Origin of the sequence: Desulfosporosinus lacus DSM 15449 (assembly GCF_900129935.1) — a bacterium.
GTDB classification, from domain to species: Bacteria; Bacillota; Desulfitobacteriia; order Desulfitobacteriales; family Desulfitobacteriaceae; genus Desulfosporosinus; species Desulfosporosinus lacus.
Genome location: NZ_FQXJ01000004.1, coordinates 46,938 through 68,904, shown reverse-complemented (window position 1 = coordinate 68,904; position 21,967 = coordinate 46,938). Strand labels below are relative to the sequence as shown.

At 43.7% G+C, this 21,967-nt stretch carries 21 protein-coding genes; 16 read left to right on the top strand and 5 right to left on the bottom strand.

What is annotated here, in order from left to right; genetic code table 11:
• Positions 1 to 75: 75 nt before the first annotated feature.
• Genes BUB11_RS04705 through BUB11_RS04690 form a run of 4 tightly spaced genes read right to left on the bottom strand, consistent with a single transcriptional unit; the run spans position 76 to position 2,792 of the window.
• Positions 76 to 792 (bottom strand): hypothetical protein, encoded by a 717-nt coding sequence (locus BUB11_RS04705; protein WP_073028286.1) that lies wholly within the window; start codon positions 790 to 792, stop codon positions 76 to 78.
• Positions 789 to 1,523: a hypothetical protein gene (locus tag BUB11_RS04700; protein ID WP_073028285.1), complete on the bottom strand. Its 735-nt coding sequence runs from the start codon at positions 1,521 to 1,523 to the stop codon at positions 789 to 791. Before BUB11_RS04700 ends, BUB11_RS04705 begins: the two co-directional genes overlap by 4 nt.
• Positions 1,504 to 2,406 carry an ATP-binding cassette domain-containing protein gene (locus BUB11_RS04695; protein ID WP_073028284.1) on the bottom strand — a complete coding sequence of 301 codons (903 nt, stop codon included), beginning with the start codon at positions 2,404 to 2,406 and terminating at the stop codon, positions 1,504 to 1,506. The genes BUB11_RS04700 and BUB11_RS04695 overlap by 20 nt, the downstream gene beginning before the upstream one ends.
• A complete protein-coding gene (locus BUB11_RS04690) occupies positions 2,403 to 2,792 on the bottom strand; it encodes a GntR family transcriptional regulator (protein WP_242947456.1) in 390 nt (129 codons plus the stop codon). Before BUB11_RS04690 ends, BUB11_RS04695 begins: the two co-directional genes overlap by 4 nt.
• Before the next feature lie 306 nt (positions 2,793 to 3,098).
• Between BUB11_RS04690 and BUB11_RS04685 the strand changes: the two genes are divergently transcribed.
• Positions 3,099 to 4,361 (top strand): phenylacetate--CoA ligase family protein, encoded by a 1,263-nt coding sequence (locus BUB11_RS04685; protein WP_427846297.1) that lies wholly within the window; start codon positions 3,099 to 3,101, stop codon positions 4,359 to 4,361.
• 2 nt (positions 4,362 to 4,363) lie between these two features.
• The gene (locus BUB11_RS04680) at positions 4,364 to 4,765 is read left to right on the top strand and encodes an amino acid-binding protein (RefSeq protein WP_073028282.1); all 402 of its coding nucleotides are present in this window, start codon (positions 4,364 to 4,366) and stop codon (positions 4,763 to 4,765) included.
• A 308-nt stretch (positions 4,766 to 5,073) separates the two neighbouring features.
• On the opposite strand, the gene BUB11_RS04675 is transcribed toward BUB11_RS04680, so the two are convergent.
• On the bottom strand, positions 5,074 to 6,297 hold the full coding sequence (locus BUB11_RS04675; RefSeq protein ID WP_073028281.1) for a solute carrier family 23 protein: 1,224 nt from the start codon (positions 6,295 to 6,297) through the stop codon (positions 5,074 to 5,076).
• A gap of 350 nt (positions 6,298 to 6,647) precedes the next feature.
• Between BUB11_RS04675 and priA the strand changes: the two genes are divergently transcribed.
• The 14 genes from priA to rpe all read left to right on the top strand — a co-directional run bounded on the left by priA (position 6,648) and on the right by rpe (position 21,955).
• Positions 6,648 to 8,927: a replication restart helicase PriA gene (gene priA, locus BUB11_RS04670; RefSeq protein WP_073028280.1), complete on the top strand. Its 2,280-nt coding sequence runs from the start codon at positions 6,648 to 6,650 to the stop codon at positions 8,925 to 8,927.
• Positions 8,928 to 9,003: 76 nt separating this feature from the next.
• Positions 9,004 to 9,456, top strand: a complete 453-nt coding sequence (def, locus tag BUB11_RS04665) for a peptide deformylase (RefSeq protein WP_073028279.1) — start codon at positions 9,004 to 9,006, stop codon at positions 9,454 to 9,456.
• A 121-nt stretch (positions 9,457 to 9,577) separates the two neighbouring features.
• On the top strand, positions 9,578 to 10,549 hold the full coding sequence (fmt, locus tag BUB11_RS04660) for a methionyl-tRNA formyltransferase (protein WP_073028278.1): 972 nt from the start codon (positions 9,578 to 9,580) through the stop codon (positions 10,547 to 10,549).
• A 136-nt stretch (positions 10,550 to 10,685) separates the two neighbouring features.
• The gene (locus tag BUB11_RS04655; RefSeq protein WP_073028277.1) at positions 10,686 to 11,372 is read left to right on the top strand and encodes a zinc metallopeptidase; all 687 of its coding nucleotides are present in this window, start codon (positions 10,686 to 10,688) and stop codon (positions 11,370 to 11,372) included.
• Positions 11,365 to 12,729, top strand: a complete 1,365-nt coding sequence (gene rsmB, locus BUB11_RS04650; RefSeq protein WP_073028276.1) for a 16S rRNA (cytosine(967)-C(5))-methyltransferase RsmB — start codon at positions 11,365 to 11,367, stop codon at positions 12,727 to 12,729. The genes BUB11_RS04655 and rsmB overlap by 8 nt, the downstream gene beginning before the upstream one ends.
• 58 nt (positions 12,730 to 12,787) lie before the next feature.
• A complete protein-coding gene (gene rlmN, locus BUB11_RS04645; protein WP_143187547.1) occupies positions 12,788 to 13,861 on the top strand; it encodes a dual-specificity RNA methyltransferase RlmN in 1,074 nt (357 codons plus the stop codon).
• A complete protein-coding gene (locus BUB11_RS04640; RefSeq protein ID WP_073028274.1) occupies positions 13,858 to 14,673 on the top strand; it encodes an FHA domain-containing protein in 816 nt (271 codons plus the stop codon). The genes rlmN and BUB11_RS04640 overlap by 4 nt, the downstream gene beginning before the upstream one ends.
• A gap of 53 nt (positions 14,674 to 14,726) precedes the next feature.
• Positions 14,727 to 15,176 (top strand): FHA domain-containing protein, encoded by a 450-nt coding sequence (locus BUB11_RS04635; protein WP_073028273.1) that lies wholly within the window; start codon positions 14,727 to 14,729, stop codon positions 15,174 to 15,176.
• Entirely contained in the window at positions 15,157 to 15,876 is a 720-nt protein-coding gene (locus BUB11_RS04630) for a Stp1/IreP family PP2C-type Ser/Thr phosphatase (protein ID WP_073028272.1), read from the top strand. Before BUB11_RS04635 ends, BUB11_RS04630 begins: the two co-directional genes overlap by 20 nt.
• Positions 15,877 to 15,880: 4 nt before the next feature.
• Positions 15,881 to 17,164, top strand: coding sequence for an FtsW/RodA/SpoVE family cell cycle protein (locus BUB11_RS04625; protein WP_073028271.1), 1,284 nt, complete (start codon positions 15,881 to 15,883; stop codon positions 17,162 to 17,164).
• Positions 17,164 to 18,603 carry a peptidoglycan D,D-transpeptidase FtsI family protein gene (locus BUB11_RS04620; RefSeq protein WP_073028270.1) on the top strand — a complete coding sequence of 480 codons (1,440 nt, stop codon included), beginning with the start codon at positions 17,164 to 17,166 and terminating at the stop codon, positions 18,601 to 18,603. The genes BUB11_RS04625 and BUB11_RS04620 overlap by 1 nt, the downstream gene beginning before the upstream one ends.
• Positions 18,600 to 20,351 (top strand): Stk1 family PASTA domain-containing Ser/Thr kinase, encoded by a 1,752-nt coding sequence (pknB, locus tag BUB11_RS04615; RefSeq protein WP_073028269.1) that lies wholly within the window; start codon positions 18,600 to 18,602, stop codon positions 20,349 to 20,351. The genes BUB11_RS04620 and pknB overlap by 4 nt, the downstream gene beginning before the upstream one ends.
• Positions 20,352 to 20,394: 43 nt before the next feature.
• Complete coding sequence (gene rsgA, locus BUB11_RS04610; protein ID WP_073028268.1) at positions 20,395 to 21,294, top strand: ribosome small subunit-dependent GTPase A; 900 nt, start codon at positions 20,395 to 20,397, stop codon at positions 21,292 to 21,294.
• A 1-nt stretch (position 21,295) separates the two neighbouring features.
• On the top strand, positions 21,296 to 21,955 hold the full coding sequence (gene rpe / locus BUB11_RS04605) for a ribulose-phosphate 3-epimerase (protein WP_073028267.1): 660 nt from the start codon (positions 21,296 to 21,298) through the stop codon (positions 21,953 to 21,955).
• Positions 21,956 to 21,967: the final 12 nt, after the last annotated feature.

Sequence of the window (21,967 nt, the reverse complement as noted above, 5' to 3'; positions counted from 1 at the left end):
ATAATCACCTACCTTCTTTTGTGCCTAATTTTGGAAATTTTTATTTCAAATACAGGACTCAAGCCTAAATTGCAACTAGATTATTTGAATTCGATCCCCTAACACACCTCTATTAATCTCCAAACTTTGGGGAACACGTATAAAGATAATATGGTTAGCAAAATGTGAAGACATTTCATGGATACTTGAATTTTGGTTATTAAATTGAGCCATCGTAAAGTCGACGTTCAATTGTTTGAATTCGAACGTCTGTCTATCAGGGGCTCTTAGAGACAACATCCCATTTTCAACTGAGATCGTAGGGGGTAAAATCCGTTTTGTAAAATTAACTTCCCCCACATATTGAGCTGTGACATAAGTAGAAACATCAATTTCTCCGTCATCAAGATCTTTCCGCTCTATTAAAACATGGTAGTTTTCTGTACCAGGCTGTAGGTTAAAGGATAATTTGCTTGAATCAAGCTTGAAGGTTTGGTCGCTATTTTTGTAAATCCCTTTGAGCTTATCTAAATCTCCTTCTGTTGGGAAATGTTGATTATACAAATTATTCATAAGGTTTAAAGAGGATGCGATTGGTTGATCTTTATCCTCAGCTGTTTTAATAAAGTCTTTAGCTGGCAACATATATAATATTGGAACAAGCATTATTAAAACTCCAAGATATAGCCCAGTTGCCAGAACGCTTAGTTTCCAAGATAAAGGTCTATAAAATTTAGGCCTTTTGAATTTAAACATGAAGACTATTGCAATACCAATCAGAAATAATAATAGTTGAGACAGTACTCTGCTCATTGGCTAACCTCCCCTCTGTTAGAAAGTAAAATACTAACTCCAAATATAAGAATCGATGTAATAATGACTTTCAAAGCAAACAGAGGCAATGAAGACTCTAATGTAAAAAACTTAATAAGAGACTGAAAAATTTCCGTATAAGCTTTTGATATTCCGATAATTACGGCTGGAATAATTATAACAAAGGCCATACTTACCTTAGTCAACACACCGGTTAAATATCCCATCCCAGAGATTAAAACCATGTATAAAATCGTCACAGAGATACCAAGCAGGAGATCGGAAAAAGCTAGGATAAATTCGTCTGAAATGATTTGGGATCTGTCAAACGTAAAATACATAATGATTCTTAGGAGCACACCAACAAGTGATGAGGTAAAGCCTCCAAAAACACAGGCAGTCATCAAAAAACCTATGTTTGAAAGATTTCCTGAGATGCTATTAGTTACAAGCGGGTTTTCGATTTTCTTATATTGCTTCGTTGTTAGCTGTATGGCGGCAAAAAGTATCCAAAAAAACGAAAAAACAATTACTAAACTAGCAGAATAAGTATTTACAGAAACTGATAATTCCCCATTACCCGACGACATATGACTTATTCCGTTCAACGAGAAAAAAAGAGCAATAATTTGAGCTAGTAGAAGAACATAAAACAAAGCTGAATAGGCTTTAAGTTTGTAAACATATTGTTTTAAGGAAATTGATAGAAGATCAACCTCTTTTAAAGACATCATCAATACCTCCTCCAGTTTTTCCCGTTAGATAAACGCACAGATCATCTAGTGAAATGGGGAGTACTTCAAGACCGTTTTGCCTTACATGTTTGAATTCTTGTTCTATTAATTCTTTTTTTATGACAACGTATAAGCTCCCTTTAGCAAACTCTTCCTTATAGATCAGTTCTTTGCCTTCTACAAAAGTTAGTAAAGTTTGTTTGTTTCCCCTTATACCAACAGCTAATTCTCGTAATTCCATGACGGGGAGATGAAGGCATTTTGATCCGTTATCGATCAAAAGAATATCTTCAAGTATTTCTTCAAGTTCACTTAGTAAATGACTTGAGAGGAGGATGGTCCGGGGGTGTTCGAGATAATCCTTAAGTAATGCCTTATAAAAGTCCTTCCTCACGGCAGAGTCCATGCCGGTCGTTGGCTCATCAAATATCGTGAGCGGACAGCGTGAGGCAATACCGATTATGCTGTTAAAGGTACTTTTAGATCCTTTTGACATATTACTGTGGGCTTGATTTGGGTCAAATGAAAAATAATTAAATAAAGCATTGGCGAGGTTGCTGTTCCATGCAGCATAAAAGGGTGCAACTTCTGATAATATATCTGTAAGTCTAAACGAATCAGGAAATGTCATGTTGTCATCAATAAATATTGTCTTAGCAGAAACATCCAAGTTATTGAAGGGCTTTCTGGTAAAGACTTGGAGTTCTCCTTGAGTAGGTTTTATATATCCAGCTATCATCTTTAACAGGGTTGTTTTTCCTGCACCATTTCTACCGATGAGGCCTGTGATTTTGTTTTCTCCTATTTCAAAAGATAAGTGATCCAGGGCCTTATTTTGGCCGTAGGATTTCGTTACATCACGACACTGTATGACATTCACAGTTGCTCTTCCTCCTTGCCATCTTGTCTGAAATTATGGATCATCATAATAAGTTCACTTTCACTTACATCCAGCCGATTAGCTTCAATAACTAACTCTTTGATCATTTGCTCTAAGTTTTGTTTTCTCCGCTTAGTCAAGATAAACTGCTTCGCATTCGGAGAAACGAACATACCAAGGCCTCGTCTTTTATAAACAATGTTCTCGTCAGCTAAGAGATTTAATCCTTTGGCAGCTGTGGCAGGGTTGACTGTAAACATATCGGCAAGCTGATATTGTGAATAAATACGCTCATCTTCCTTAATATTGCTATTAAGGATTTCTACCTCAAGCCACTCAGCAATCTGGACATATATTGGTTTCATACTATCTGTATTGAGGATCACATTTTTTTACCTCCTGGCATCCTTAGGTAATTGGTGCATTAGCTATGTAATGTACCTGCTTATTATATGCGTAAATTTACTGATTGTAAACTGGAGTAATTAAGATCTTTCTGATGAGATTTATTTACAAACGTGATGAGACTCTCGATAAATGTCCCTCAAAAGCAACTTGGCAAAGCGGATAAATAAGTGGTATGATAACCAAAACTGTAGTATATTAGTTGATATAATTGCAATTTCCGTGAAATCTGTTACAGGGAAACTACATGATTAGTAGACAAATTGGAGAAGTAGGGGATGGAGTTAATGGATCGAACAGAGGAACAATGGCTAGAGGGTCTTCGTAAAACAGTAGATAAAGTGTTGCCTATTCGCCATTATCAAGAAAATTATGGAGCAATAGGAATTAAACGTGCAGAGGATATTAAGTCACTTAAGGATTTCCAGAGACTTCCTTTAACGACCAAGGAGGATTTGCGTAAGAATTACCCGTTTGGGCTTTTTGCCGAACCTATGGAAAACATCGTGCGACTTCATGCCTCATCAGGGACAACGGGTAAGCCGACGGTTGTAGGATATACTCGCCAAGACATCACCCTTTGGGCTAAGATCGTGGCCAATGAATTAAAAAGAGTCGGTGTGACAAAGAAGGACGTCGTACAAATTGCATACGGATACGGCTTGTTTACCGGCGGTATGGGACTGCACTATGGTTGCGAAGAACTTGGTGCAATAGTGGTTCCTATTTCAGGTGGAAATACGGCGCGTCAACTGATGCTTATGCGTGATTTTGGTTCTACTGTTTTGGCTTGTACCCCGTCTTATGCCCTTTATCTAGCGGAGAGTCTAGAGGAATCACAAATTTCACGGGATGAACTGAAGCTCAAGATTGGAATTTTTGGTGCAGAACCCTGGACCGAAGGCATGAGAGAAGAAATTGAAGCGCGACTGGGCATCAAGGCCTTTGATATCTATGGGCTCAGTGAAATCATGGGACCGGGTGTGGCTTTGGAGTGTCCTGCGCATCAGGGGTTACATATTGATGAACATTTTTATCCTGAAATTTTAGATGAAGAAGGAAATCCCCTGCGCGATGGAGAACGTGGGGAATTAGTCATTACGAGTATTAAAAAAGAAGGTTTTCCAGTTCTGCGCTATCGAACCAAAGACTTGACTACGTTACATTATGGTACGTGTTCATGCGGGCATGTTGGATGGTCGATGGATCGCGTCTCGGCTCGAGTTGACGATATGTTAATCATCAGGGGGGTTAATGTCTTCCCAAGTCAAGTGGAAGAGGCGATTCTCCTTGAAGGATTTGAACCGCATTATCTGCTGGTCGTTTATCGGGTTGGAAACTTAGACCAACTAGAAGTCCAAGTTGAGGTCAGTGAAGCGACTTTCTTTGACGAAGTGCGTGAATTGGAAGGTCGTCAGGATCGTCTGAAAAAGAGGATTGAAGACTCTTTGGGAATTTCCGTTCGTATTCGTCTAGTAGAACCTAAAAGCATTCCACGGAGTGAGGGAAAAGCCATTCGGGTCATCGATAAACGTAATAAGGAGGGTTAAGCATGCTGCAATTATCTATTTTTCTGGAGAATGCTAAAGGAAGGTTAGCTGAAGTAATCAGTCTTCTCGCCGAATGCAAGGTGAATTTACGGGCCTTGTCACTAGCGGATACTAAGGATTATGGGGTATTGCGAATTATTGTGGATAACCCTGAAGAAACAGCTGTAAAATTACGTGAACGAAAAGTGGTTGTTTCCTTAACTCCTGTTTGGGTACTTAAGGTTCCTGATCGCACTGGCGGACTGGCAGAGGTACTCAATCAATTAGTCCAACAGGATGTGGTAGTGGAGTACATGTATGCCTTTGTAGAGAAGGAGAATGAGCAGGCTCTTGTTGTCCTCCGAGTACAGGATAAGGCTATTATGGAAAAGGCTATGCAGACGCTCAATTTGCCAGTGAAGTAGAGAAATCATTTACGCGATTCCTCTCCCATGCTCTCCAAGTAAGGAGCTTTCTCTGGCTGAGGTCGTACTCAACTTGCAAATTTGTGTATCTTTCAATTTCTAGGGTTATTATTTGTGAGATGAGTAGAGTGTATTTTATCGTAAATTCGCTTCGCTTTGTGTCCTTTAAAAGTTCTCAGTTGAACGCAAAAAGAGCCTCTCGCCTAATTTAAAGACGAAAGGTTCTTTTGTTAAAATAGGAAAGAACTGCCCCCAGTGCCTCCCTGATCATAAGAAAAAGGACGCTTTCGCGTCCTTTTAAGCATTGTTTACTTTCCTAACTTTACTCCTGTGTTCTCGGAATGTCCTCTCAAAACGAGGTTTAAGACGATCCCGACGACAGTTGCCCAGGCTACTGCATGTTCTGGTAGCCCGATCCCGAGAGCAAAGATGACGGAGGCAATGATGAGGTTTTTTGTTTCGGAAAAATCTATTTTAGCTTCGATAAGAGTTCGTAAGCCTGCTGCGCCAATCATACCGAAGAGAAGAATGCTGACCCCGCCCATTACGGCTGTAGGGATAGACATGATTGCGGCTTGTAAAGGGTTAATCATACTAAAAATAATAGCAAGGATTGCAGCCACCCAGATATTAAAGGTACTGTAGACTTTTGTCACAGCCAGCACTCCAATATTCTCACCATAGGTAGTGACAGGAGGACCACCTATGAAGCTGGCTACGGTGGTAGCTAGACCATTACCAAAGAGGACTCGGTGAAATCCTGGGTTTTTGATCGGATCGGAATGAGTAATGTTTCCCAGAACGATCATATGTCCCAGATCTTCGATCACCGTTACCAAGGCCAGAGGTGCCATTGCTAAAATTGCCAATTTATCTAAGCTGGGAAGTTTGAAATCGCTTCCGAGTGCAACAGGGAACACAAATAGATCGTTAAAAGTGGCTAAGACAGGCTTGAAATCAACTATGCCCATGATCGCAGCAACAATATATCCTGCGACAATGGCTACGAGGATCGGGATAATCTTCATGAAACCTTTTGCATATACGGAGAGTAATGCGGCAACGGCTAAAGTAAAAGCCGCAATCGGCCAATTGCCAGATGCCATATCCGTGGCCACTGGAGTCAGACTCAGTCCGATGATGGCAACGACGGGTCCTGCAACGATGGGGGGGACTATTGTATGAATCCATTGGGTTCCGAAAGCGGCCATAAGCAGGTATAGAAGGATATATACCACGCCGACGGCTAAAACTCCGCCCATGGCTCCAGAAGTATTACCCGACTGAACAAAGGAGGTTAAAGCTGCAATGTAGGCAAATGAAGAGCCTAGATAGGCAGGAACTCGACTTTTTGTCAATAATAAGAAGATTATGGTACCGATCCCTGAAGAAAGAAGAGCTACTGACGGGCTGAGACCTGTTAAAAAAGGAACTAGGACCGTGGCGCCAAACATGGCAAAAACGTGTTGCAAACCGAGGGGGATCGCTTGGGCAAGGGGGAGCTTCTCGTGAATCTGAACTTCTGTAGACATAATTTAACCTCCTCTTTCTAACAAAAAACCTCTTCCCCGCCCGCAAGCAAGAAAGAGGTGTCCATGTTAATATCATGGTTCGCCATTCCCTTCTTAGTCTCACGGGACTAATTTAAAGGTAAGGGATTTAACTGTCCTAAAGCATATCACAATTCCTGTTGTTTTGACAAGAGGGTATTTATTTCTTGTTTGTGTTATGGTCAGCAGTCCATTCTACCCAATCTTTTGTTTTGTTTTTTCAATCAAGAATATGATAAATTGTAATGAAAGGCTAAGATTTGATATAATGTATTTGACCAATATTGACATTAGCGCTATTGATATTTTTTCTATATAAGGAGGACCGCATCATGTTTCGCTATGCTGAAGTATTGGTTGATGTAGCAAATCGGCGCTTAGATCAAAGTTATCATTATAGTATTCCTGATTATCTAAGTTTAAAGATAGGAATGAGGGTGTTAGTTCCTCTTCAAAACCGAAAGGTACAGGGGCTTGTAGTAAATGTGACGGATGATCTGCCAGAGGGAATGGAAGGTTTTAATCTCAAACCTGTGTTAGAAATTGCCGACAAGGATAGTCTGGTTCCTCAGGATCTGATTGAACTTGCTCATTGGTTGGCGCAAACGACTATTTGTTCGGTTGCACAAAGCCTGCATACGGTTTGGCCACTTCTCAAGGGGAAAATTGAAGAGTGGATCGTTCTTTTGGCTTCAATTGAGGATTCAGATGTTCAGACCCTGCAGTGGCTGGATGTGGAGGCCTTTAGAGCACTTACTGTGCTCAACCGGTCAAGGAAAAAAGCGGTTTCCCTGAAAATTTTCTTGAAACGAGCGAATATTTCTGCGGGAACACTTGAGAAACTCATCAAACAAGGATGGGTAAGTAAGGAAGTTCGCTTCGTCACGACAGGGGAAGATTCATCCCTCAAGCAGGCACCTTATGGCGGGCAAAATAACAAGGTCAAGGATTATGGTGCTCGAACGGATAGAACCTATGAATTAACCAGGGAACAAGCAACAGCTGTGAGAGGTGTTTTGACTGCCTTAGAAGAGGGCTCGTCCCAAACTGTATTACTGCATGGTGTGACAGGCAGCGGAAAAACAGATGTCTATCGCGAGTTGATTGCCCAAGTATTAGCGCAAGGCGGAGACGCTATACTGCTCGTGCCAGAGATATCCCTGACGTCTCAAGTTGCGCGTTATTTCGAAAGACAATTTGGTGAGCAAGTGATTATCTTGCACTCTGGTTTGCGACAGCGAGAAAAAATGAAAGCCTGGGCGGATATATTGTCAGGGCATAAGCGGATTGTCATTGGTGCTCGTTCAGCGGTGTTTGCCCCATTGCCAAACTTGAGACTCATTATCTTGGATGAGGAACATGATGGGGCATATAAACAAGATGAGAATCCCAAATACCATGCAAGAGATGTTGCCCGCAAAAGGATGGATCTACGCAAAGGTGTCGTCTTACTTGGCAGTGCAACTCCCTCCTTGGAAGCCTATGCTGCAGCCCAATCAGGAAAAATCCGGATGCTGACGATGCTTTCGAGGATTGGAAAGAGTGTTCTGCCACCAGTGGAAATCGTAGATATGCGAGACGAACTCCGGCAGGGAAACCGAAGCATATTTTCTCTGCCCCTGCAGCAAAAATTGCGGGAAAGGCTCACTAGAGGTGAGCAATCCATGCTTTTTCTGAATCGCAGAGGGTATTCTACCTTTGTGGTTTGCCGAGAATGCGGGTATGTGGTAAGTTGCTCGAACTGCGATATTGCCTTAACCTATCATACCCAAGGGCAGGCGATGCGTTGCCATTATTGTGATCATAAAGAGATGCCGCCTCATACATGCCCAAAATGCGGAAGCCGATATATTAGGTTTTTTGGGCAAGGGACCCAACGCGTAGAAGAGGAACTTCAAGGTCTCTTCCCTGAGGTGCCAATCTTGCGTTTGGACTATGATACGACGCGCTCAAGCGAAGCGCATGACACGATCTTGGATAAATTTCGCCGCCAGGAAGCTTCAATACTAGTTGGGACGCAAATGATGGCTAAAGGACTGGATTTCCCGAATGTCACATTAGTCGGGGTAATTGCCGCAGATCAAACGCTCAATATGCCGGATTTTCGGGCCAGAGAACGGACGTTTCAACTCTTGACTCAGGTCGCAGGGAGAGCTGGCCGGAGCAACAAACCGGGCGAGGTTGTGATTCAAACTTATTCTCCACAGGATAGTGCTGTTATGAGGGCTGCTCACCACGATTTTCAAGGTTTTTTTTGGGAAGAAATTCGCTATCGTAAAGAGCGGAAGTATCCACCATATACCCACATCATAAGGGTTTTACTGCTGCATGAGAAAGAAGATCGAGTCATTAAAGGAGCTAATGAATTAGGCGCATTTTTACAACAAGGAATGCAGGAACCTAAATTTGGAAATACTGAATTGGATGTTCTTGGCCCCGCTCCTGCCGTCCTATCCAGGCTTAGAAACCAGTGGAGATGGCAAATATCTGTCAAGGGAACGCGGCAGGATATACTTCGAGCATTTTTACACCAAGGAGTTAAAAGGTTTTTTAAGAGCCCGACTAGCAGTGGTATTATATTGAATATTGAAGTGGATCCACTTTCAAGTTAGAATATGTAAATGCGTGAAGGTGAATGTGTGATATCAAATCAATGAGTTATGGTTTTATCGAAAGGAGTATTTAAGAATGGCTGTTTATCAAATTGTAGAAATTGGTGCAGATGTACTGCGTGAAAAGGCTAAAGAGGTTAAAGAGGTTAATTCATCAATAATAAAACTCCTTGACAACATGATCGATACATTACATGCTGCCGAGGGTGTAGGGCTGGCTGCTCCGCAAATTGGAGTCTCCAAGCGTGTAATCATTGTCGAAGTTGATAATGTGCTGCTAGAGCTCATTAATCCTGTTATCTTGGAAAAAGAGGGAGCGAACTCTGCTGAGGAAGGGTGCCTTAGTATTCCTAATATGACAGGAGATGTCGTGAGGGCAGCGAAGGTTCGTGTTCAGGGTTTAAATCGTGAAGGGAAAATGCTGGATATTAAGGCAGACCGTTTATTAGCCCGCGCCTTGCAACATGAAATTGATCATCTTGAAGGAGTTCTCTTTGTCGATGTTGCTAAGAAAACTTATCGAAGCTAAAAATCAATAATTAGATATTCGATATTCGCGATTCGAATAAGAGCATAGTATAAATGCACCGACAATAGATTATGTTGAAGTACGAACTGCGAATATCGAACCACAAGTGGGGGGATTGAGTATGCGTGTAGTTTTTATGGGTACCCCTGATTTTGCTGTACCTACTTTACGAGCCTTGGCGGATAGCGGGCAAAATATTGTGGGGGTCTTTACTCAACCTGATCGCCCAGCCGGCAGAGGGAAAAAGCTAAAACCCAGCCCTGTGAAAGTTGTAGCTGAAGAATTAGGTTTGCCAGTTTTTCAACCTGAAACCATAAAAACGGAGGAGTGGATCCGACAGCTAAAGGACTTAGCCCCGGAGAGTATTATTGTTGTCGCATACGGGCAGATTCTCTCAAAGGAGATATTGCAATTGCCCGTAAGAGGGTGTATTAATGTACACGCTTCATTGCTCCCAGCCTATCGTGGAGCTGCGCCAATTCATTGGGCAATTATCAAGGGGGAAACCATTACCGGAGTGACCACAATGCAGATGGATGAAGGCCTTGATACAGGGGATATGCTTTTAAAACAGGAAATAATGATCTCTAATGAATCAACCACAGGCGAGATTCATGATAAGTTGGCAACATTGGGTGCAGAACTCTTGATAGATACTTTAAATCAGTTGGAAAAGGGGAGCTTAATTCCAACTCCTCAAACGGGAGAATCAAATTATGCCCCGCTTCTGAAACGTGAACATGAACGCTTAGATTGGTCACGCAAAGCAACTGATTTACATGATCAGATTCGTGGGCTAAACCCATGGCCGGGCGCATTTGCTACCTTTAGAGGAGAAAACCTTAAAATTTGGCGAAGCATACCCTTTTTGCCGCAAGACAGTGCGACAACAATAGAAATGGGATCAGAGGCACCTAACACGGCGTCAGCTGACCCGGGTCAAATTATTCAAGTGCTTGGGGATGGGTTACTTGTGCAAACTGGGGAGGGAATCCTTCGCTTGTTAGAGGTCCAACCCGCAGGGAAACGCTCTATGCCTGCCCGGGACTTCTTTAATGGTCGCCACGGGCAGGTTGGAGAACAATTTATCTGAAAGATTTGGACACTTCGCGTCGAAGGAGGACTTTGCTACTCCTGAAGCTTATGTGAACCCAGCCCACTTATAAAAACGGCATTTTTTTTATAAAGCGTATAAGAGCTAAGTCAAGTTGTGAAAAGGAGGTTAGCTTATGTATTTTGATTCCACTATGGTTCTTTTAATTCCTGCGATATTACTCTCCTTGTATGCACAATTTAAAATTTCCTCATCATATAAACGTTACTCTAAAGTCCGTGCACAGTCGGGGCTTACGGGAGCCCAAGTGGCTCGGGGGATCTTAAATAGTAATGGTCTTTACGATGTGCGTGTAGAACCGATTGGAGGACGGCTTTCCGATCATTATGATCCCCGTACCAGGATAATTAGGCTTAGCGAGGATGTCTATCAGGGCAGTTCACTGTCATCGATAGCAGTAGCGGCTCATGAAACGGGACATGCGTTGCAGCATGCGGCCGGTTATTTTCCAATGCAACTCAGATCATCCTTTGTACCTGTCGCCAACATTGGCAGCGGAGCGGGTCCGATTTTAATTATGGTGGGTCTTTTTATGCCGGCCTATGGCTGGCTGCTTGAACTGGGTATTTTTGCTTTTGCCTTTGCGGTACTCTTTCAGGTAATTACTCTTCCTGTAGAATATAATGCCAGTAGCAGAGCTTTATCCCTGCTTCAGGAGGGCCGCATGATAGGGAGTGATGAGGTTCGCGGTGCACGTTCTGTATTAAATGCAGCGGCTTTAACCTATGTGGCTGCTGCGTTGGCTGCAATCTTACAATTAGTACGTTTTATGCTGATAGCTCGAGGTAGAAGTGATGATTAAAGAGACAGCCCGAGGAATGGCAGTTCATATGCTGACACGTGTCGAAGTAGAAGGTGCCTATGCTAATCTTCTCTTACAGAAAAATATTCCCAGGTTGACGGATTCTAGAGATCGACAATTTGTAACCCTGTTGGTAAACGGTACACTTAAAAACCGTTTGACCTTAGATTATGCGTTGAGAAGGCATTTGAGCAAACCCATGTCCTCACTTCCTCATGAGGTTCGGGCAATTTTGCGGATTGGCGCTTTTCAAGTGCTTTATGTTGATAAAGTGCCTCCGGCGGCAGCGATCAATGAAAGTGTGGAATTAGCTAAAGAATTCCCCAAATTTACGGGGTTGGTGAATGTCGTCTTGCGAAAGGTTATGGAAAAGGGATGGGATATTCCCTGGCCTGATTCAAAACGCGAACCAGTTCGCTATCTTTCCGTACGTTATTCACACCCCGAATGGATGATTCAACGTTGGTTAAAACGCTGGGGTATTGAGGAAACGGAAGCCTTGTGCAAAGCTAATAATGAGCCAGCCCAAACATGGATTCGAACAAACACCTTAAAGATCTCAAGAGAAGGTCTAAGGGAACGTCTTTCTGAAGAAGGAATCACGGTAGAATTAGGGCAACGGGTGCCTGAAAGTTTGAAGATTCAAGATTTTGGTGCATTAGGTCAACTTGGAAGCTTTCAAGAGGGGCTTTTTACGGTTCAAGATGAAAGTTCACAACTTGTAGCTCATGTGCTAGATCCAAAACCGGGGCAATTTGTATTAGATGCCTGCAGTGCTCCGGGCGGAAAATCCACGCATCTTGCTCAGTTGATGCAAAATGAAGGTGAAATCTTAGCCTTTGATATCCATGATCATAAACTTGAACTCATTGAGCAGTTGGCCCAAAAATTAGGTGTTACGATTATTCATCCTCAGCTGGGAGATGCCCGAGATTTACCCGGAATAAGGCTGGGGTCGCAAGATCGAGTGTTAGTTGACGTTCCCTGCTCTGGTTTGGGAGTTCTTCGGCGCAGGGCTGATCTGCGTTGGCAGAAAGAAGAACAAGGGCTTATGGAATTGCCTTCTTTACAATTCGCTATCTTAGAGAGGGCTGCATCTTGTGTTAAAGAAGGAGGGATTCTGGTTTACTCGACTTGTACGACGGAACCAGAAGAGAACTTCGAACTGGTCAAGAAGTTTCGTTCGGTACATCCCGAGTTTGAACCGGTTGACCTAGTGGATGCTTTACCCTACACGCTCGAGGATTCGCGAGATATTAAACAAGCTAATAAAGGGATGTTGCAAATTTTGCCCCATCGGCATGGGATGGACGGATTCTTTTTAGCAAAATTTCGGCGTTCTGTGCAGAGAGTATAGCTTACTTTAGCCAAGTTTTCTTTACAGGGAAGTTTAACTGGAATGAATTGGGTGAATAATAACTATTATGGAAAATGTTGAGTTGCGCGGTTGTTCTGAAGACGAACTGATCGAGATCTGTCAGACGATAGGTTTAAAACGATTTCGGGCGATCCAATTGTTCCAATGGGCGCAACAGAAAGCAGTGCGGTCCTGGGATGATATGAAAAACATCGGTAAAAGTGACCGACAAACCTTAAGCACCCGCTTGCATCTCTATGCCTTAAAAAAGGTGCGTGAGCAACGCTCAAACGATGGCACTCGGAAGTACTTGTTTTGTCTTGAAGATGGAGAGACGATCGAGTGTGTGCTGATGGATTATGCGCGGACGAAATCGCGCGACAGGCATACTGTTTGTGTGTCTACTCAAGTTGGATGCCCAGTGGGGTGCGCGTTTTGTGCCACGGGATTAGAAGGATTCCGGAGAAACTTAAGCGTTGCTGAAATTGTAGGCCAAGTATTAGATATTACTTATTATGTCCGGCAGGAAGATCCGGATTTTCAAGTGACCAACATAGTTTTTATGGGTATGGGGGAGCCCTTACTTAATTATGATTCGGTTCTTAAATCGATCCAACTTTTAAATGACGCTCAAGGGTTAAATATTGGTATGAGGAGGATGACCATTTCAACATCTGGAGTCGTTCCTAAAATTATCCAGTTGGCTGAGGATAATCCCCAAGTGGGCCTAGCGATATCCCTTCATGCAGCAAGGGATGAGATAAGAAACAGTTTGGTTCCTATGAATCGCCGATATCCTCTTAACCAGCTGATGAGAGCGTGCCAGGAGTATACTCATATTACGCATCGGCGGATCACCTTTGAAGTTGCCTTGACCGCTGAGAATGCGAGGCGGGAAGAGGCTGAAGCCCTTGCCCGGTTATTAAAGGGACAGTTGGGACATGTCAATCTGATTCCAGTCAATCCGGTGGCCGGAACAGGGATGGAGCGTCCCGATCAGGAGAAAATGAAGAAGTTTGCCCAGGTCTTAGTGGATGCTGGAATTTCTGTTTCTTCACGTGAAGAACGGGGAACAGATATTGATGCAGCTTGCGGGCAACTTCGCCGACAGTGGGAGGGTGAGTTAAAATGAGCCTATTGGCCCGATTTGAAGGGATGGCCGAATTTCTTTTTACAGAAGCTTTTAAGAAAAGTGCGTCCCGCCTTCAACCGGTGGAAATAGCCAAAGAACTTGTGAAGTCTATGCTTAGAAATAAGCAGGTTAGCATCTCTCAAGTATACGTGCCCAATATTTATCGGGTTTATCTCCATTCCAGTGATTGGGGGCCAATAGCGAGTTTTGGAGATGCGTTTCTCATTGAGTTATCTAAATATCTATTCGCAGAAGCCGAGCGGAATGGGTATACATTTTTGACCAAACCAGCAATTGAATTGCATTCAGATGAGACTGTTAATCCTCGGCAAATGATTATCGAAGTAGATTTTGACGATTCTATTGTCGTAGACTGGGGAGATGAAGAAAAAGATATTGAGCTTGCCAACGAAGTTCGACTTAACCAATCGAATTGGCGGGAAAGTACAACTATTTTCAGAGAAGGTGTCAAGACAAACTTACCAGTCGAGGGTGTGATCGGAAGGAATTTAGATTACTTTCTCGAAATCATAGAAGGACCGGATATCGGCCGGAGGTTTTCCTTGCGGGATGAAGAAGTGATCATTGGGCGTCATGGACAGTGCAACTTAGTACTGCTTGACCCTGAAGTTTCCCGAAGACATCTGAAAATTGCTCCGGGGGGAGAGAACGGCTGGTGGCTTGATGATTTAGGAAGCACAAATGGAACCTATGTTAACGGACAGAGAATTACTCATCATACAACTGCCCCAGGAGATCGAATATCTATTGGACAAAGTGTACTGGTCATACAAAGATCCCCTCTGCCGTGATGATATTGGAGAATTTGTAGGGTTCTCAACCTCTATTCGATTGGGAGGATTGTATGCAATTTGTGTTAGTCATAGGACGACTTGCGTTTGTTGCCCTTATCTATCTTTTTATATTCCGTATTTTTACAGCCCTTTTAGCGGATCTCCAACTGAAGGGAGTTTTTCAACGTTCGATGAATGAATACGGACGTTTAGAGGTTCTTACTGGAGGAGAAACGCTCTCCAGAGGACGTGTTTTTAAAGTGGATGGGAAAGGGCTTCGTTTGGGACGCGGCAAGCACAATGATATTGTTTTGCCCGATCATTTTGCATCCATTGATCATGCTGTTTTTCGGTTGCAAAAAGGACAAACTGTTTTGGAAGACTTAGGAAGTACAAATGGAACATGGGTTAATGGAGAGCAAATTCATTCTCCAGTTCAAATGGTAGCTGGAGATTATGTGAAAATTGGAAGCATTACCTTCCAATACTCGAGGTGGCAAAATGAGAGTTCTAAGCTTTAGTGAAAAAGGGTGTATTCGTAAAAACAATGAGGATTCTTTTTTAGTGTTATCAGATGAAGGGCTTTATGCCGTGGCCGATGGGATGGGCGGACATCGAGCTGGGGAAGTGGCGTCTTCTGTGGCTTTGCACGAATTAGAGATGTGGGTTCCCCGTCTTGCCGGGCTTGAAGACCAAGCCTTGGAAAACGGGTTAACAGAAGCCTTTGTTCAAGCCAATAAAGTTGTGCATGAATCCTCAACAACAGACCCGGAAAATGCTGGTATGGGGACAACATTAACGGTGCTGCTGATTCGCAACGATAAAGTCGTTATCGCTCATGTTGGAGACAGTCGAGCTTATCTTTGGCGCAATGAGACGTTAACACCTTTGACTATGGACCATTCTCTAGTCGGTGAACTTGTGAGATTGGGACAGATCTCGCTGGACGACGCGAAAAGACACCCTCAACGGAATGTTTTGATGCGCGCAATTGGAGCAGACCCTGCAATTGAAGTGGATTGCAGGAGCATTGTTTTGCAAGCTGAGGATGTTTTCCTCTTATGTACCGATGGTTTCTCCAATATGATTAGCGATCAGGAACTTACAGCAGAATTCCTCGAACCAAGCCCTTGGGAAGAACGGTTGGAGAAATTAAGACAGCTTACCCTGGAACGGGGAGCCCCGGATAATTTCACAGCATTGTGCTGTATTTGGGAGTAAGCGTATGATTCAGCGTTTAACCTTGCGTATTTTAATTTTAGGGATGATGTGGATAGGACTTGGCCTGCTGAAATTGGACGCGGAAATGAGCAGGCTGCTTTGGCAAGCATTAATTTTTACGGTCATTGTCCTTCTGGGAAGCTTAATGGAACATCTCTTCAATTATCAAGGAGACCCCTATATTCTGCCTGTAGTCCAGGCCATTATGGCGTTAGGACTTGTATTTGTGGTGAGAATTAATCCTGATGTGGCCTTGCACCAGTTTTGGTGGGCGAATATTGGGCAGTTGTTGTTCTATGCGGTTTTGTGGTCGATCAGAGATTATCGTTATTTTGGCAGGTTTCGATACATATGGGGACTCTTAGCGGTAGGGTTGTTGCTGGTTACTCTTTTGTTTGGTTCTGAGGAAGGCGGAGCAACAAGCTCATTTAGGATCGGGGGAATCGGACTCCAACCTGAGGAGTTTGTTAAGTTGGCCTTGCTCTTATTTATGGCAACTTATTTGGAAGAAAATGAAGAATTGTTGCGAGTTGGGACGGTACAATGGGGAAGATTCTCCTTGCCCGATTGGCGGACATTGAGACCGTTTATGATTATGGTGGCTTTTGTACTGGGCATTTTGGCCGCACAAAAAAGCTTAGGAACAGCCTTGGTGTTTTATATGCTTTTTGTACTTATGCTTTATGTTGTTACAGAGCGGACTTTATATTTAGGGATATCAATGCCGGTTTTTTTGTTAACCGGAACTGTCGGATATATGCTCTTTAGACATGTTCGGGTTAGAGTATCTGTGTGGTTGAATCCGTGGCAAGATCCTACCGGGATGGGATATCAAATTGCCCAATCGCTTTTTGCAATTGGGGGTGGGAAAATTCTGGGCACGGGGTTGGGCAATGGCATTGGGGCATCGACCGTGCCAGTGGCCATAAGTGATTTTATCTTTTCTGTTATTGCTGAAGAATTGGGATTTGCCGGCGCTATGGCTGTATTGGTACTCTTCTTGATTGTTGTTATGAGAGCTTTTGCGATAAGTATCAGGGCTAAGGATCGCTTTGGGCAAATCTTGGCCGCAGGGATTGGAATTCTCCTTGGTACCGAAACTTTGATTATTCTCGCTGGGGTCACAAAGCTGTTGCCCTTGACAGGAATTCCTCTTCCTTGGGTGAGTTATGGCGGCAGTTCCCTTATTGTTCATTTTATCCTACTGGGGGTTTTATTGAATATTTCTAACGCCACCGCGGTAAGTTCCCACAGCACCAAGAATCGGGGAAGGGAGTATGCAACATAATGCGAGGGGTACGTCAAGTAGCATTAGGCATGGCCTTTAGTTTTTTCATTCTTAGTCTTGGTTTGGTCTATTGGCAGGTTGTTCGGGCGGATACGCTGCTTCAAAATCCCGCAAATCGCAGGTTGATTCTAATGGAAAGCCGAGTGACTCGGGGAGGAATTTTTGATCGTAACGGCGAAATAATAGCTCAAACTCAAATTCTCAACGGGAAAAAGGTTCGAGTTTATCCGAAAGGGGAAATGTTTGAACCTGCCTTGGGTTATTCTACTGTGAAACTGGGGGCTTCCGGTCTGGAAGCAAACTTGGCAGATTGGTTGTTAGGAATCAAGAATGCTACGCCCACCCAAGCAGTTCAGCAACTCTTTGCCCTGCCGCGTCAAGGAGACGATGTGGTGCTTACCTTGGATTCACGTTTACAGAGTATAGCTTATGATGCACTTAAAGGGAAAATGGGGGCAGCAGTGGCTCTGGATCCTCGAACAGGAGAAGTGCTTGCCATGGTTAGCCAACCCAGTTTTAATCCCACAAACCTTGATCAACATTGGAATGAGATCATTAGTCAGGAAGAAAAAAGGCCTTTGGGTGAGAAGCAAAGGCCGCTGGAGCACCGTTATTTTTCCCTCTTTCCGCCAGGCTCAACTATGAAGGTAGTCACCTCGGCAGCCTTATTTCGAAGTGGAATAAATACGACGGATTTGTATCAGTGTCAGGGATCAACCATTATTAACGGACAAGTCATTCGAGAACAAAACGATAAAGCGCATGGCTGGGTTAATTATAATATGGCTTTGGCCGAATCCTGCAATACGTATTTTGCGACGTTTGGGGTTCAGGCGGGAGATCAAACTTTTCTTTCGGTTGTTAAAGGCTTCGGATTTGGGCAAAAAATTCCTTTTGAACTGAGTTTACCAAGGAGTTCAATTACGCAGGAGGCTAAAAATCCTTCGTCGTTGAATACAAACCTGCTGGCTGCCAGTACATTTGGACAAGGGGAGGTTCTAGTATCCCCCTTTCATATGGCATTAATGACAGCAGGAATTGCTAACCATGGAGTTATTATGACTCCTCATTTGGTAGAAAGAGTTCTTGACCATTCTCAAGATATCCTGTTTCAACAGAAGCCTCAGCCTTGGCTAACCGCACTTTCCAAAGAGGAAGCAGATAAGATTACCAGCGCCATGGTCACCGCAGTAACGGAAGGGACGGCTGCGCCAGGGGCTTTGCCCAATGTTCAGGTCGCGGGTAAAACGGGTTCTGCAGAGCCCGGAGGAAATGTTCTGACGCATGCTTGGTATATTGCCTTTGCACCTGCAGAAGAACCGCAGATTGCAGTTGCCGTAATCGTAGAAAATGGTGGAACCGGAGGCGGGAATGCTGCCCCGATTGCACGACAGATTATTCAAGAAGCACTGAACCAGAAAGTAGGTGACAAAAAGTGAGTAAAATCTTCGGGGGACGATATGAGGTTCTGGACAGAATTGGTGCTGGAGGTATGGCAATTGTTTACAAGGCTAAGGATCTTTTACTTAACCGTGTCGTGACCATAAAAGTGCTCCGGGAGCAGTTTGTCACAGATGAAGACTTTATTCGTCGTTTTCGGAGGGAAGCTCAGTCCGCAGCTAGCTTGTCTCACCCCAACATCGTATCAATTTATGATGTAGGCAAAGATGGAGATACAGAATACATCGTTATGGAATATGTGGAAGGTCGCAATCTCAAGGAAATTATTCGTGAGTACGCCCCGCTTTCCACAGAACAGTCCATTAATCTGGCCCGACAAATCACAGGAGCTATCCGAAATGCCCACGAGAACCATATTATTCATAGGGATATTAAACCTCACAATATATTAGTTACTGCAGACGGGCACGCTAAGGTTACAGATTTCGGCATTGCGCGGGCTGTATCTTCAGCGACCGTGACTCATACTGGAGACATTGTCGGTTCAGTTCATTATTTGTCCCCCGAGCAAGCCAAGGGGATACAAAGTAATGAGCAATCAGACATCTATTCCTTGGGGATCGTTCTGTATGAGTTACTCACGGGTAAAGTTCCGTATGATGGTGAAACTCCAATTGCTATTGCCCTAAAACATTTACAGCAAGAGCCTGTTCCGCCGAGTAAGCTTAATCCTCGGATTGCCAAAGAATTAGAAGGGGTCATTATGCGAGCAATTGCAAAGTCGCCAGAACAAAGATATGTGTCCGCTAAAGAGTTGCTTGAGGATTTGAACCATATTCAAGCTGGTGAACCAATTGCGTGGTTTGGCCTTTCCCAAGCAAGTGATCCGGAGGCAACTCAGACTCACAAAGGAATGGTTAAGGCTCTGAACCCGATTGAAGTCATAGACGCTGTCCCGATTAAGTCTGTAAATAAGAGGCGCAGGATCTTGATTGTTGGAGGGCTTGTACTTTTCCTCGCCTTACTGGTCGGAGGAATTTGGAACTATATGTCAGTAGGATCAACAAAGGTCCCAGATTTAACGGGTAAAACGGTGCCTGTTGCAGAGGATTTTTTAAAGGATGCTGAACTAAGTCTTGATCCAGAGGTAACTCAGGAGTTTAGTGACGAAGTTGATAAGGATCTCATTATCAGACAAGATCCTAAAGCAGATAACTCGGTGAAAGTCGGGCGAACAGTTAAAGTTGTGGTAAGCAAAGGGATCGAGTTGGTAGAATTTCCAAATGTAATAATTGGACAGATGTCGAAGGAGAATGCCATAAATCTAATCAAGAATGCTGGATTTACCGGAGAGATAACCTTGGTGCCTATGCCTGATGATGCAGCTAAAGATGCTGTTATTGGTCAAGATCCAATGCCAAAGTCTTCTTGGCCAAAAGATGGAAATATTACTTTAACAGTAAGTACTGGACCACAATGGTCGACGATCAATATGCCCAGTGTGATAGGGAAGTTATCTTCAGAGGCGAAGACGATCCTCGTTGATCAAAATAAGCTGGTTCTGAAGATTGAGACCGAGGTTTCGTATACCTCTCCAGAAGATGTGGTGATAAGCACAATCCCTAGCCCGGGAGAAAGTGTTCAGCAGGGCTCAGAGGTGACGATGGTTGTTTCGCGGGGACCCGGTCCTTTTGCCCAAGGATTAGAAGCACAGGCCAGCAGTAATAATGTGATGATAGCTCAGTTTTTGGCTGGCGTGCAAAAGGGCAGACTCAAAGAACAATAATTCCATGTAATAATTCCCAAACGATGATTAGTGAGGAATAAAAATGATCAATGGATTCTTACTCAAAGGATATGGAGGATTTTATTATGTCTATGCGGAGGACCGAGTATGGGAATGTTCCCTGCGCGGTCGCTTTCGCGTTAAAGATCAAGAGTTTTTACCGGGTGATCGGGTGAACATTCTGCCGGAAGAGGAAGAAGAGGAGAATAAGGCGACTATTGAATATGTAGAGCCGCGGCGAAATGTATTAACACGGCCTGCTATTGCTAATGTGGATCAAGCAATTCTGGTTTTCGCCATGACTTCTCCTAAGCCCGATCTAAATCTCTTGGATCGTTTGTTAATTCAAGTGACGGATGCAGGCATTGAGCCTATCTTAGTTTTCACCAAATTAGACAAGTATAAAGAAGACGCTTTAAACGACGGCTCAGAGGGTCATGCTATTACGGATGTCTATCGAAAAATCGGATATGACGTGTTTGAGGTTTCCAGTGAGACGGGTCAGGGGATTGATCAAATCGCTGTTCGTCTGACGAATAAGATAAGTGTGCTTGCAGGACCTTCCGGAGCTGGGAAGTCTAGTCTTTTTAATGCCTTATCTCCTGGTAAGAAGCTAAAAACAGGGCAAATAAGTCTTAAGTCAAAGCGTGGCCGCCATACCACACGCCATGTAGAATTAATGGTGTGTGCCGGGGGGCTGGTAGCGGACACACCGGGCTTTTCCTCCCTCTTTTTACCGGAAATGAAGCGCGCAGAATTAACGGATTGTTTCCCTGAGTTTGCTATTCGTCGGCGTCTATGCCGTTTTAACAGTTGCCTGCACGATAAAGAACCTAATTGTGCGATTAAAGCTGCTCTGGAAACAGGGGAGATTTCTCCTGAACGTTACGAGCACTATCTAATATTTTTAAAAGAAGTGATTGAAGCAGAGAGGAAGTATTAATGTGATACAGATGGCCCCTTCTATATTATCCGCGGATTTTTCCCGCCTGGGAGATCAGGTGAAACTGGTTGAGGAGGCTGGTGCAGAGGTTTTACATATCGATATCATGGATGGGCACTTTGTTCCCAACCTCACCTTTGGGCCTGCCTTGGTTAAATCCATAAGAGATCACTCGCGTATGCGTTTTGATGTTCACCTGATGGTTGATGAGCCGGAGAAGTTCATTGCAGATTTTGCAGCCGCGGGTGCCGATCATGTCACCTTTCATTTAGAGACGACTCCTCATGTTCACCGTGTAATTCAACAGATCAAAGAACATGGAATGACGGCTGGAATTGCACTCAATCCAGCGACTCCGCTTGATGGGTTAAAGTATATTTTGGAGGATTTGGACATGGTTCTCTTGATGACGGTAAATCCTGGGTTTGGCGGGCAAAAATTTATCCCTAACGTTATCCCGAAAATCCAGGTTCTTCATCATCATCTTCTTCAAACCAAATCCGCTTGTCTAATTGAAGTGGATGGCGGAATTAATCTAGAAACGGCTTCCGTAGTTGCTAAAGCGGGGGCTCATATTTTAGTGGCCGGTGCTGCTGTATTTGCTCAACCTGATCCGCAACAAGCGGTCAAAAATATTCGTCAAGCTGCGAGCGTAAAGTAAGGTCGGTGATTG